Annotated in this window: 17 protein-coding genes; 14 read left to right on the forward strand and 3 right to left on the reverse strand. The window is 36.2% G+C overall.

Annotated elements, in window-relative coordinates:
- Positions 1-4 precede the first annotated feature (4 nt).
- The 9 genes from KBP50_RS03240 to KBP50_RS03275 all read left to right on the forward strand — a co-directional run bounded on the left by KBP50_RS03240 (position 5) and on the right by KBP50_RS03275 (position 7,688).
- Positions 5-1,513, forward strand: coding sequence for a distal tail protein Dit (locus KBP50_RS03240; RefSeq protein WP_050349958.1), 1,509 nt, complete (start codon positions 5-7; stop codon positions 1,511-1,513).
- 8 nt (positions 1,514-1,521) lie between these two features.
- Positions 1,522-4,833, forward strand: a complete 3,312-nt coding sequence (locus KBP50_RS03245) for a phage tail spike protein (protein ID WP_210967617.1) — start codon at positions 1,522-1,524, stop codon at positions 4,831-4,833.
- A gap of 12 nt (positions 4,834-4,845) precedes the next feature.
- Positions 4,846-5,178, forward strand: coding sequence for a hypothetical protein (locus KBP50_RS03250; protein WP_050349960.1), 333 nt, complete (start codon positions 4,846-4,848; stop codon positions 5,176-5,178).
- Positions 5,165-5,347: a hypothetical protein gene (locus tag KBP50_RS03255; RefSeq protein ID WP_050349961.1), complete on the forward strand. Its 183-nt coding sequence runs from the start codon at positions 5,165-5,167 to the stop codon at positions 5,345-5,347. The genes KBP50_RS03250 and KBP50_RS03255 overlap by 14 nt, the downstream gene beginning before the upstream one ends.
- Positions 5,348-5,382: 35 nt before the next feature.
- On the forward strand, positions 5,383-5,664 hold the full coding sequence (locus KBP50_RS03260) for a hypothetical protein (protein ID WP_050349962.1): 282 nt from the start codon (positions 5,383-5,385) through the stop codon (positions 5,662-5,664).
- A gap of 13 nt (positions 5,665-5,677) precedes the next feature.
- Positions 5,678-5,800, forward strand: coding sequence for a hypothetical protein (locus KBP50_RS22400; protein WP_269082647.1), 123 nt, complete (start codon positions 5,678-5,680; stop codon positions 5,798-5,800).
- A gap of 68 nt (positions 5,801-5,868) precedes the next feature.
- The gene (locus KBP50_RS03265; protein ID WP_050349963.1) at positions 5,869-6,258 is read left to right on the forward strand and encodes a hypothetical protein; all 390 of its coding nucleotides are present in this window, start codon (positions 5,869-5,871) and stop codon (positions 6,256-6,258) included.
- A 112-nt stretch (positions 6,259-6,370) separates the two neighbouring features.
- Complete coding sequence (locus KBP50_RS03270) at positions 6,371-6,634, forward strand: phage holin (protein WP_050349965.1); 264 nt, start codon at positions 6,371-6,373, stop codon at positions 6,632-6,634.
- A gap of 73 nt (positions 6,635-6,707) precedes the next feature.
- Positions 6,708-7,688 (forward strand): N-acetylmuramoyl-L-alanine amidase, encoded by a 981-nt coding sequence (locus KBP50_RS03275; RefSeq protein WP_244969445.1) that lies wholly within the window; start codon positions 6,708-6,710, stop codon positions 7,686-7,688.
- 503 nt (positions 7,689-8,191) lie between these two features.
- Here KBP50_RS03275 and KBP50_RS03280 read toward each other — a convergent pair.
- Complete coding sequence (locus KBP50_RS03280; RefSeq protein WP_244969446.1) at positions 8,192-8,788, reverse strand: NYN domain-containing protein; 597 nt, start codon at positions 8,786-8,788, stop codon at positions 8,192-8,194.
- Positions 8,789-9,123: 335 nt separating this feature from the next.
- On the opposite strand from KBP50_RS03280, the gene KBP50_RS03285 reads away from it, so the two are divergent.
- From KBP50_RS03285 to KBP50_RS03305, 5 genes are all read left to right on the forward strand, one after another.
- Positions 9,124-9,339, forward strand: coding sequence for a hypothetical protein (locus KBP50_RS03285; protein WP_050349967.1), 216 nt, complete (start codon positions 9,124-9,126; stop codon positions 9,337-9,339).
- Complete coding sequence (locus tag KBP50_RS03290; RefSeq protein WP_050349968.1) at positions 9,339-9,653, forward strand: YolD-like family protein; 315 nt, start codon at positions 9,339-9,341, stop codon at positions 9,651-9,653. Before KBP50_RS03285 ends, KBP50_RS03290 begins: the two co-directional genes overlap by 1 nt.
- Positions 9,654-9,800: 147 nt before the next feature.
- Entirely contained in the window at positions 9,801-10,061 is a 261-nt protein-coding gene (locus KBP50_RS03295) for a hypothetical protein (RefSeq protein WP_050349969.1), read from the forward strand.
- On the forward strand, positions 10,054-10,620 hold the full coding sequence (locus KBP50_RS03300; RefSeq protein WP_050349970.1) for a type II toxin-antitoxin system PemK/MazF family toxin: 567 nt from the start codon (positions 10,054-10,056) through the stop codon (positions 10,618-10,620). Before KBP50_RS03295 ends, KBP50_RS03300 begins: the two co-directional genes overlap by 8 nt.
- Complete coding sequence (locus KBP50_RS03305) at positions 10,608-11,066, forward strand: hypothetical protein (protein WP_050349971.1); 459 nt, start codon at positions 10,608-10,610, stop codon at positions 11,064-11,066. Before KBP50_RS03300 ends, KBP50_RS03305 begins: the two co-directional genes overlap by 13 nt.
- Positions 11,067-11,141: 75 nt before the next feature.
- Here the strand turns inward: KBP50_RS03305 and KBP50_RS03310 are convergent, their stop codons facing one another.
- Both KBP50_RS03310 and KBP50_RS03315 read right to left on the reverse strand, forming a co-directional pair.
- Positions 11,142-11,345, reverse strand: a complete 204-nt coding sequence (locus tag KBP50_RS03310) for a hypothetical protein (protein ID WP_050349972.1) — start codon at positions 11,343-11,345, stop codon at positions 11,142-11,144.
- Positions 11,346-11,404: 59 nt separating this feature from the next.
- Positions 11,405-12,040, reverse strand: coding sequence for a hypothetical protein (locus tag KBP50_RS03315; protein WP_050349973.1), 636 nt, complete (start codon positions 12,038-12,040; stop codon positions 11,405-11,407).
- Positions 12,041-12,081: the final 41 nt, after the last annotated feature.

Consider the following 12,081-nt stretch of genomic DNA (forward strand, 5'->3'; position numbering starts at 1 on the left):
TTTTATGTACGGATTTGTAGATACTATAGCAGGAAGTGGTACAGGAAGCACTTCCTTATCACTGCAAACGGTATTTAACGGTAATAATTTAGATCAATTACTCACGGATGATAATGGCAGTTTTATCACTCTCACTGTCACAGGGAGAAGTAATTTAACACAAAGAGTACAAACAACCGAAGTCCCAGGAATGGATGGGTTATTAGAACAAACAGACCCTACCGTTAGTGAAAGGGAAATAACCATTAAATATAAGATAGAGGACAAAACAAACGAAGGGTTTAGAAGAAGGTACGACAGGCTTTTATCTTATTTAGGAGGATCTAAGAAAGTCTTGTCTTTCACCGACGAAGATGCTCTATTTTATGCGACATTATTAACAAACGAAACACCAGAAGAAGAGACTAATAATTTAATAGGAACGATAACCTTTCTTTGTTCCGATCCATTTAAATACGGCAAAGAACAAACCGAATCCTTTACATCTGACATGCTTACATTACCGTACAATGGTACAGCACCAGCATCACCGATTTTCGAGTTGGAGGTATTAAAACCCGTTACCTTTGCTATGGTGCAGAATCAATTTGAAGAATATCAATTGATTGGAACCCCTTTAGAAGCTGATATGGAAACAGTAGATACTAGGAAATTACTTATCGAAGAACGAGGGGAAACATTAGATACATGGAGCAATACCCCTACTAAAGTAGATGGTGGCGTAGTAGCTGGTAGACTAAGCACAGATAATGATGGTATTACTGTGCCAAGTTACGGACCGGATACAAATAATTGGCACGGTCCGGCGCTGATTAAAGAAATATCCCCATCACAAGACTTTGAAATTGAAATGATGGTTGAAGGAGAAACTGGTAAGCCAGATCAAACTTATCGAATTGAATTTTATGCTTATGATGAAAACATGAACGTACTTGGAAAAATGGCTCTACTAGATAAAAGTTTAGGTATAAACAATAAAATTGCTGAGGGGCGTATCGGAGGATATGAAGGCAGGCAACAAAATTATTTAATAAGCTCACAAAATTATAGTTATGGATGGCCTTTTTTCTTCGGCATGTTACGTTTGCGTAGGATTGGTAACCAATTCGAATTTTATGTAACACGAGTGGCCAATAATACAAAGCACGTTTTTAGTTTGAAAAAGTTATTTACCGATAACAACAATGAGTACATGGGTAAATTACGATATGTACAAATACACATCGGTAAATGGGCAGATTCGGCTAGAGCTTACGCACCTAAAATCTTGCATATAAAAGTGTTTAAACTAGCGCAAGAAACGGTCGATCAAACGCCATATATTGCACGCCCAGGTGATCTGATAACATTAGATAATTTTAATAAAGAGCTACTAATTAACGGAGAAGACTCGAAGAACCTAAAAGATTTCGGAGGTTCTTTTTTTAATTTACACAAAGGCGATAACCAACTAGTAGTACATCCATCTAACAGTTTTAAAGCAACAGCTAAATGGCGTAATAGATATAGGTAGGTGATAAAGTGATACACATTATAGATAAGCAATCAGATGAGATAGTTGGCATCATTCCTCCCAATGAATTTTGGGATGACAATTACCATCGCTCATTAGAGACGACCGCGGAAACGTTTGATTTTACAACGTTTGCTGATCGCGAATACTCCGAGTATTTAACTGGACGTAATAAAGTAATTATTCCTAATGAGGATGGTGATGGTGGATATAGAGAATTAACGATATGGCATGCAGGTAAAACACATAAAGATTCTCTTTATATAGAGGTCTTTACTAAAGCCAGTTACAATGACTTACGTAAAGCTCAAGTAATTAAACCACAAACGTTAAAAAGCCAATCGGCAAGTACCGCGGCAGCTACAATGCTGAGAAATACGGAATGGAGTGTTGGGCTTGTTGAAGGTAAAGGTTCTCGAACAATTCACGTCGAAAAACATACCGACCCTTACTCTATGCTTAAACGTATTGCGACTGAATTTGACCTTGAACTTGATTTTAGAATCGAAACAAAAGGTAATAAAATAACTGGTCGTTACGTTGACTTAGTCCAACAAATTGGACAATGGCGGGGACGTGAAATCGAGTTTGGTAAGGATTTGCGTAGTATCAAACGTATAGAGGATACTGACAATATTTATACAGCGCTTATTGGTCTCGGTCCAGAAAAAGATGGGAGACGCAAAGAGGTATTAGTTGAAAACTTTGACGCACTCCAACGATGGGGCAGACGTGACCCTGTCACTGGTGAGTTACGCCATATAATCGGTACCTATGAGCCACAGTCAGATGACCAAGATATGACCGATAAGCGATTGTACACGTTGACCGAAAACGAATTAGAAAAACGTATAAATGAAATTATTGAGTACGAAACGGAAATAGCCGACCTTGAACACGTGCCTGGCATGGAAAACGAAAAAATACGTTTCGGTGATACATTGAAAATAAAAGACACGCAATTTAACCCCCCTTTGTACGTAGAAGCGAGGGTTTTTGAAGTTAGCGGAAGTATGAAAGAACGTGGTAAAAAGAACGTCAAGCTAGGTGATTTTACCGAGTACACAGAAGAAGAAGTACAAGCAGTATGGAAATCACTACAAGACGAAATAAGACGTAGTATCGCACGCATGTTAAGCGTAAATGTAGTATCTAGCGCAGGTACCGTATTTAAAAACGGTATAGGTAGTACGGAGTTAACTGCCGTTGTCTATAACCAAGGAAATGAGACAGATAAAAACGGAGAAACATATAACTATACGTGGACTAAGTATGATAAGCACGGTAATCTTATAAACGACTGGTCAGCGAGTAATAAAACGATTACCGTACAAGCAACCGACATCGGCGAAAAAGCCATGTATGCATGTGAGGTTGTATTTCAAGATGTTGCTGTATTGGGATATGTGACGTTAACTAACGTATTTGACGGTGTGGATGGAGAGCCCGGAATACCCGGACCACCGGGGAAAAACGGACAAACTCTTTATACATGGCATAAATACGCAGACGATGAACAAGGAAACGGCATGTCTGATTATCCAAATGGCAAAGCTTATATAGGTATGGCTTATAACAAAGAATCACCTATTAAAAGCACCAATCCCGATGATTATGAATGGTCAAAGTATAGGGGAGATCAAGGTGTGCCGGGACCGCCGGGAGAAGATGGAAATCCTAATTACACTTGGGTAAAATATGCGGATGATGAAAATGGTAATGGCATGGCTGATAAACCGGATGGTAAGCGATACTTAGGACTTGCCTACAACAAGACCACGCAAACCGAAAGCACTAACCCATCTGATTATAATTGGAGTCCTTTATATGATAATGTGCAGGTTGGCGGCAGGAATTTATTTGTAATAAAAGACGCTCTAGTGAATAGTGTGTTTAAATGGGCAGACGGAGAAGTGGCGACCGAAACAGATAGTTTGGTTAGTGGGTTTATAGAGGTTTTAGCCAACGAAAACATTATTTGTAACTATACTATAAGTCAAATTATGTTTTACGATAAGGATAAGGTCTATATAGGCACTTATCGTGATGGCGAATTAGTGCCTGTAGGTGGTCAAACTAGACCAACTGATAAAATAACTGTACCTAATAAACAAAGTATAGCTTATATGAGAGTGTCTTTTAGGTACGGGTTTTTAGAAGACGCTAGTGTAGAAGGCAAGAAAGTAAAACTCGAAAAAGGCAACGTAGAAACCGACTGGTCACCAGCACCCGAGGACGAACGAGCCTACGCAGAATATGTCGCTCAACTGAAAGCAGATTTAGCCGAAGAAGAAGCTAAGGCACACGCTGATGGTAAGGTAACGGCAGAAGAACAGGCTCGTATCGACCAAGCTAGACGCAATTTAGAAGAAGCGAAACAGCACGCTAATGATGTATCAAGTGAAGCCGAAACTAACGCTAAAGATCACGCTGATAAGGTGTCAAAAGAAAAAGCTGAAGAAGCACGTAGGCAGGCGGAAGCATTTGCGGAAAACGCAAGCAACATTAAAAAAGGGATTATTGATGTTGGGTCTGTACCTATACGTACTGCTGCTAATGGTGCACGTATACAGTGGGACGGCACAAATGGTTTAGTGCAATATGATAGTAAAGGTAATCCAGTATCATGGCTTGATTTAAAAGGTAACTCGCGTTTTGTTAATGCGTATTTAAGCGGTGAGATACACGCTAAACGAGGTGTACTTGGTGATGGTAACGTCATTATAGACGATAAAGGCGTTAGAATTGTACGACCAGACGGTGCTATTACGATGCAAAATGGACTTATGCATAACGCCTATGCAGTTAGTGCTGATGACCCTTACTATATGACAACAACAAAAAATGAAGTACCGGGAGCAGAGGTTGGTCCTGTGTTTATTCCAGGGGGACTATACGGGTATAAGTTTAGGGCTAGGTCGTGGTATGTGTGCCTTAAGTACAGCGCTGACGGCAGCAAGCGAAAAGAGACAGGGTATTTAGATGTAAGAGATGGTTTAAATGCTGTTGCGTTTCAGCGTTACGAATTTGTGCACTGTGCCAGATATTTGATATTTCATTATTGGCCACATGCCGACAGCGGTAAACATTCCCTACATGTGGTAAACGGATCTAGCGATAAGAAAGAAGACCGCATTTATTTTCAATTGATCGAAAAAGGTACATCTGGCATACAAAAATGTGTTATTGACTTAGGTAAGCCTACTTTTAAAAAACGAGATGTCACTTTTAAAATAGGTTGGGTAGCAGCTTGGACGCCATCACCAGAAGAAGAAATCATCTTTCGAATGAAAAGTGTTATACAAACAGATGTGCTGTAAGGAGTGAATACGTTGGATATTAAAATTTACGATAACAATGATACCAATAACCGCACAAAAGTATTTTTTGCGGTTGATGATCGAAATATAGTAGATAGCGTGACGGTCGGTAATAGTGCAGTACCGGTGCGTAAAGGATTTCAATTTTACGTAGATGATTATGTCGCTAATCAGATTGATAAAACCGAGCTTGTGCTAACTGGTGGGTATCCACAGTTGTGCGTCAAGGAGGGGGAAGAGATAGAAATACCGACAGAAGAACAGGAAAAGCAAAAAGAAATTGAGGAATTAGAACGAAAGCTAAAAGAATTGCGAGGGGAGACCGAAGAAGATGGAAGCGAATAGCTATTTACAGGGATTTAACGATGGTTACAAGAAGGCTATGGAACAAATGGGAAAAGATAGTACCAAGATAGCGATAGACGGTAATTTTATTACGGGTGTATTAGAACCCGCTATTACCGATGCACAGGAAAGAAAAAAGAGAATAAAAGGAAACTTCAACGCTGAATAGGCGTTATTTTTTATGTCTTATGCAGGGGGTTGAACATGAGTGAAAAACAACAATGGTATAATAACCAACAATTATTTGAACAGATAAATGCCATGAGTAAAGATTTTGTGGGTTTGCGCCACGAAATGCAAGAAACTCGTAATATGATTAAAAAATATAACGGATTACGAGAGAAAATAGATGTAGTTGAGGGGAAAGTCAAAAAAATAGAAGCTATAACAGAAGGTAAAAAAACATTTGCAGAAGCTATTCGCCTATGGGGTGGATGGCTTTTTGCTTTGATTACTTTAGCAGTATTACTTGTTGATAAATTTTAAGGAGGAATTGAAAATGGAAGAAAGAGTGAAAGAGTTAGAAAATAAAGTAGCTAAGTTAGAAAGCGAGATTAATCAACTGAGAAAAGAACTAAAGTTTTATGTTGATGGGATAGTCGCAGGTATTATGAAAAATTAAATGAATTAATATAAATTACACCTCTTCTCCAATTTATAGTAGAATATTTTGGGAGGAAGGTGTAAAAAATGGATAGAAAAGAAATTGCTGACAAGATCAGACAAAGTGTAATTGACAAAGATAAAGAGTTAATAGTTGATACTATCGATAAATTGAAAGATAGTATAGCTAGATTTTACATTCATGATGTTGCTTTAAAGGCAAAATACCCTGAATTATCATGGAAAATCACAACTGAACCAGAAGGCATTAAGTTTAATTACAAAAATACATCGTTAATAGTTTTGTTAAATCAAGAAGACTATAAAATTACAGTATCTAAGAAAACTGCAGATGACGAGACTGTATTGGATGAAATAGTTGCTAATAACGGGAAATTAACCTGTCATGACGGCGAATTCAATATTGATGAGGTAGACGATTACTTAGCAAAATGTTTTGCAACTTTATTAGATTAAATGGAAGCACTCCGAATGGAGTGCTTCTTTAATTTTACAATATAACTGTTTAAACGGCTAGTCCAATCGGGCAAGCCGTTTTTTAATTATTTTATATCAAGGAGGAATTATTGTGAAAATCAATTGGAAAGTAAGAGCAAAGAAGAAATCATTTTGGCTGGCTTTAGTTCCTGCAATTGTATTATTGATACAAATTGTAGGTAATTGGTTTGGATATGATATTGCAGCAGAATTAATTAATGCAGAAGCTGCAAAATTTATCAATGCGGTTTTTGCTGTTCTAGTTATTTTGGGTATTGTAAATGACCCTACTACCAAAGGATTAAGCGATAGTAAGCAAGCTAGGCACTACAAAAAGCCTAGAGACAATGCTTAATAAGGTAAATAACGTTGATTAAGGCGCTCATTCGTGAGTGCCTTTTTTATATAAAAATAAAGGAGAGATCAATATGGTGAAAAAAGTAGCATGGGGTGCAGGTCACGGAATTCATACACCGGGTAAACGTACACCAGACGGTGAAAGAGAATGGTCATTTAACAACGTTGTGGTAACAGAAGGAATAAAACATTTAGAAGGCAACTATGATGACGTTGAAGTTTTACGTCTGGATGACCCAACAGGAGAGCGTGACGTACCATTGCAAGAGCGTACAAATAAAGCAAATGCTTGGGGCGCTGATGTTTATGTTTCAACACACCATAACGCTAATACAGGCAAATGGGGTTCTTGGACAGGTACAGAGACTTACACTTATTTAGGCAACCACCCAAGCACTGAGCAACTTGCCAGTAAAGTGCATAAACGTATCGTTAACGCTTATGGTTTAAGAGATAGAGGGTTGAAAAAGGCTGACTTTCATGTGCTTCGTGAAACAAAAATGGATGCTGTCTTAACAGAAGGTGGTTACATGGATTCTACAATTGATATTAAGAAGCTGCGTGATAATGAAGTGCTAAAGAAAGCTGGACGGGCTATAGCTGATGGTATTGCTGATTTTCTTAATTTAGAGCTTAAAAAAGGTGGCTCTAAACCAAGTAAACCAGCACCTGAGCCTAAACCATCTAAAAAATATAAAAGTGTTGTTGATTATATGAAAGATCATAAGATGGATGCTAGTTTTAACAACCGTAAAAGATTAGCTGAAAAGTACGGCATTAAAAATTATCGTGGTACAGCTAGCCAAAACGTTACGTTGTTAAATAAATTGCAGGGTCGATTTGTTAAATCTACCGCATCCAGCAAGCCAAAACCTAAATCCTTTAAAGTCGGCCAGAAAGTCACTGTCAAAAAATCAGCAAGCAAATTTGCTACTGGCGAGTCTATTGCAAGCTTTGTTAAAGGTAACAGCTATAAGATTAAACAGGTGAAATCTGATCGGGTATTACTCGATGGCATTATGTCTTGGGTGCGTAAATCAGATGTGTATTGATGTTAAAAAGCCCCCTCTATTCAAGAGGGAGTACGGAGATGGGGGTAAATTCATGACTTTATTAGTTTGCCCAACATTCGTCTAAAATATTTCCTGTTTTAAATATTAAAAGGCCCCGTCCTTAGTTGGATGGGGCAATTGAATAAAGGATTTGATAACATGCAATTTATTAGTGATTTCATAAATCTCACTCAAGGACAACTCTTAATTAAATATTGGTGGTTATGGTTGGTGTTAATTATCATTTTTAGTTTATATTTTTATAGAAAACGTTAATCAGATAAGTAAAACCCGAAAAACCTTTTACCAAAATCGTTTATTATGTAACAGCTAGCGAAAAATATGTAAAAGTGGAGTAATGCGTGTCAAGGTTATGTAGAAAGTATAAAACAGTCAAGCAATGGTTATATTTTCAAATGAAAGGGAATAGTTATAAGTAGGTTGTGTAGATTCGGACTATGCAACCAAGAGAACGGGTTGTTGGAGGTTCGGACTTCAACAACCTATCTTTTTACATTATTTAAAAACTCTTTATCTAATATGATATTGTGATCACATATATCCTTAATAAATCCACCTGTCTGCTTATCAACTAAACCAACAGTAACGTTTTTTCCGTAGTTTCTTACTGTCCGTATTGCTGGTTCATAATCAGAGTCAGCGCTAAGTAGTACAGCCTCATCATAAGCGTTCTGAAAAGCTAATGATACCATATCCACAGCAATATTGACGTCTGTACCTTTTTCCTCATAAATGTCCTTTCCGTTTTCGTCTACACCCTTAAACTTTAAAAAACCAACTTTAGCTATACATTTAGACACTTTTTTATTTAGAAAGTTTGCGAACCTTTCTGTACTTTGAGCTTTATCTTTTTCCTTGCTACTTTTTGCAGTGTAATAATAAAGTCTCTGCAAGTCACCTTTCTCTCTATCGCATATGTTTTTAGCTAATTCGTGGTAATCTATTTTTGTTTGGCAACCATAGAGGCTATTTACTGCATTTTCAAAATTATTCCCGTCTATAAAAACCATAATTTTCTTCAATTCTTTACCCCCATAAAAACTAAAGGCGTTAGCTTCTAATGCTAACGCCTTTAACACTCTAAGTGATTAGAATCCGAGTTTCTAACCAATATAAACTCTATAGGTGTATCTCCGAATGACACACCTTTCTAAACTCTATAGTTGAAGTCCGAACCTTCAACTTAATTAAAGTATAAAATGTGCGTCAACGCATGTCAATACTTAATATTCATTTTCTGCTTTATTTTTAAGCTAATTCTATTATTATTAAGTAGAAATTATAGCTATAATTGAAAGGCAATGAATTACCAAAATCTGCGTGCAAAAGTATTTATCAATTTCCCATAAAATAACACGCACACTAGTTCTCTTTTATGTTATAATAAGAACAAACGTTCTAAGGTGGTGCGATCATGTTAGGATTATTTAAAAACTCATTAGATAATAAGCAAAAGCTCATCATCTTTTATATAGATAGTGATAATAAGGTAACGGAGCGCTATATACGTGTAATTGAAATTAAAGAAAATAGTATTTTAGCCTATTGTTTTTATCGTAAACAAGTACGAACATTTAACATGGAAAATATCTTATCCGCTGGAAAAGTAAGAAAGAAGGTTGGCGCATAATGGTAAACGATCGGGGTACTATTAAATGGACATCTATCATGATGCCAGAGCATATTGAAATGTTGCAAAAAATGTGGAAAGAGCAAGACCACGAGAAAATGCCTATATTAGACGAACAGCAGAAAGAAGAAATAAACAATAAGCTGTTAATGGCTGTGGCGAATGATCTAACGGTCGAATTGAAATACTTTGATAACCATGATTTTTATAAGGTAAAAGGTAAAATAACCAGTATCAATAAACAAAATAAATACATAAGCATAGCTGGTCAGCATTTGCTTTTTGAAAATATCATTGATGTGTGGATAGACTAAAAATCTCAAATAATTGATGAGTTCGCTAAATGTTTATTTCTTGTAATATTTGGTGACATTAATACATAGAATGATGCATAAAAATTAAATTTCATTGACATTGATTTATTGGGGGTGGATAATATAGATAAAAGGAGGTTGAAACTGATGCTGCAAGCTATAAAAGATAGACCCGAATGGGCAGTGAAGCTGTCTAGCTCATCATTTAATTTGTCTGCAGCCGTAGCAAAGTTGATTTCATATCGTGAAATATTAGAGGAAAAAAGAAAAGATGATGAATTTTATTTACAAATAAAGAACGCCTTTCAAGAGAATGCAGAAATGGATCTTCGATTAGCGGAATCATTTATGGATGTTTCTTTTGAAGCAGATCAAAAGGTAAAGGGAGATGAAGACGAAATTGAGTAAGGAATTCCCTTTACACGGAGATATATATTGGGCAGAGTTAGGACCGGTCAGAGGCTCTGAACAAGATGGGCAAAGGCCGGTTTTTGTTGCTTCCAACAATATGATGAACCGATATTCACCAATAGTGCTAATTTCCCCTATGACTCGTGCTGAAAAAAAATACCCTTTCACCGTTACATATAACAAAAATGATTTAATTCTATTAGAAAGTAATATTGAAAAACTTAAAAAACTGGGGCAAAAGTTTGATATTGAGATTGAAAAAGGCGCTATTCTATGCGAACAATCAAGATCTGTTAGCAAAGACCGGTTAAAAATGAAGGTAGGCGAATTTAATACAGACAAATATGCAATTAAAGTGAAAGAGGCTATTTCTTTTTTGTACGCTATAAATGGTTGTGTAAAATGCTATCATCCTATGAGAAAAGATGCAGTAAAATGTGGGAAATGTGGGACTATACATAATAAAAAGTGCAAAACTTGTAAAAGGTTACTTAAATATGAATTTAAATACTGTCCATATTGTGGAAAGGAGGCTACAGGGAATTGGTGGAAATAAATAAAAAACAAGAAGTGATTAATTATTTAATAGACACTTTACCCGAGCTTTCTAACTACGTTAATCAAATAGTTTCTTTGTTACCAAAAAGTACGGAGGATATTGAAGAAAGTCATATTTTAAAAATAAATCCCATATTAAAAGAAATGGTCACCTTTACTAAAGGTAATCTTGTCGAAATGAGAAAAATGGCCCAGGCTAGAATACAGGACCTTACAAACAACGAGTCTGAAGATGAATCCGACATAGAGAATAAAAATATCGAAGAAGAAAAATATATTTTTGATTTATATTTTGACTCTATCTCCAATATTATAGATGGAGTCGAGAGTTTATATTCATATATTATTGAAGAACCCAGCGAAGAAAATCTATCTATATTCATCGAAAAAATATTTAAGGGCTCAATGGGAATTGCAGAATTAGTTGAAATTATAACTCAATAAATGAAATATGCTTTCCCTCTTTCGAGGGTTTTTCATTTTTATAAAAGAAAAAGCCCCCTATCAAAGAGAGCTACATTATTTAAACAACTTCTTGATCAATTTAAATACATCAAATGTTGTTTTATTATATACCTTATTATATGCTGCTTTTTTAGGATCACGAACCCAGCCATAGCCTTTAGGCATTTTAGCACCTGTACGATGGACAACTTGCCTTTTTATACTTGTCCTAGCAGCTACACGCTTTTTAAGGCTAGGCTTACGCATACCTATTTTCATGTGGGTTTACTCCTCGTATATTAAAATAACCAACCTGTTATAGGCTGGTTATTGATATTTTAAAAGCTTAATGGTAACTCGATGCTATCACCTAATGATTCTAAGTTTTCGTCTGACGCTCCATCTATAATTAATTTAATATCTTTTATTTCTTCGGCGGGAGTATCAACTTTGAAAATGACGTCTCCCTCTTTTTTAGTTTTACCGAAAAAGTCGCCACCCACTTGCTCACTTAATACTAGATCAGCTTCAACTTGATCTCCTGCATTAGTAGTCAACGTTGCTTGATCTGGATAAAAAGAAACGGTATCGTCTGATGTGTTTTCCGCTTTCATTCCAACGTTAATCATAGTCAGTTTATCTTTGCCTTCGAACATCTCTTTAAAATCTTCCGATGGCTCTAATGTAGCGCTTTGTATACCAGTTATTGTTAATTTCATTGGACCATTTTCAATAGTTTCATTAATATCTTTCTTCTCGCTTACTAACGTAAATTTGCCCATTTCGTTTTCTTTTACGTCACCTTCTGACGATTCATCCTCTTTGCTTTCTTCTTTATCCTTATCTTCTTTTTCTTCCGTTTTTTTAGAGTCGTCTGCTTTAGCTTCCTTGTCGTTATCCTCAGACTCTCCACCGCAAGCTACTAAAGCTATAGATACAATAGCTATTAACATTAATAAAAATACCCTTTTCATTTTGACATCCCCTTATAGATTATTTACTAGTATCATAGTAT

Source organism: Virgibacillus pantothenticus, from assembly GCF_018075365.1.
In the GTDB taxonomy this organism is placed as follows: Bacteria; Bacillota; Bacilli; order Bacillales; family Amphibacillaceae; genus Virgibacillus; species Virgibacillus pantothenticus.

Coding starts and splice junctions, on each gene's coding strand:
- KBP50_RS03315 (WP_050349973.1), bottom strand. CDS start 12,040: ATGAAAAGGGTATTTTTATTAATGTTAATAGCTATTGTATCTATAGCT.
- KBP50_RS03265 (WP_050349963.1), top strand. CDS start 5,869: ATGGATAGAAAAGAAATTGCTGACAAGATCAGACAAAGTGTAATTGAC.
- KBP50_RS03275 (WP_244969445.1), top strand. CDS start 6,708: ATGGTGAAAAAAGTAGCATGGGGTGCAGGTCACGGAATTCATACACCG.
- KBP50_RS03285 (WP_050349967.1), top strand. CDS start 9,124: ATGTTAGGATTATTTAAAAACTCATTAGATAATAAGCAAAAGCTCATC.
- KBP50_RS03295 (WP_050349969.1), top strand. CDS start 9,801: ATGCTGCAAGCTATAAAAGATAGACCCGAATGGGCAGTGAAGCTGTCT.
- KBP50_RS03260 (WP_050349962.1), top strand. CDS start 5,383: ATGAGTGAAAAACAACAATGGTATAATAACCAACAATTATTTGAACAG.
- KBP50_RS03255 (WP_050349961.1), top strand. CDS start 5,165: ATGGAAGCGAATAGCTATTTACAGGGATTTAACGATGGTTACAAGAAG.
- KBP50_RS03290 (WP_050349968.1), top strand. CDS start 9,339: ATGGTAAACGATCGGGGTACTATTAAATGGACATCTATCATGATGCCA.
- KBP50_RS03310 (WP_050349972.1), bottom strand. CDS start 11,345: ATGAAAATAGGTATGCGTAAGCCTAGCCTTAAAAAGCGTGTAGCTGCT.
- KBP50_RS22400 (WP_269082647.1), top strand. CDS start 5,678: ATGGAAGAAAGAGTGAAAGAGTTAGAAAATAAAGTAGCTAAGTTAGAA.
- KBP50_RS03240 (WP_050349958.1), top strand. CDS start 5: ATGTACGGATTTGTAGATACTATAGCAGGAAGTGGTACAGGAAGCACT.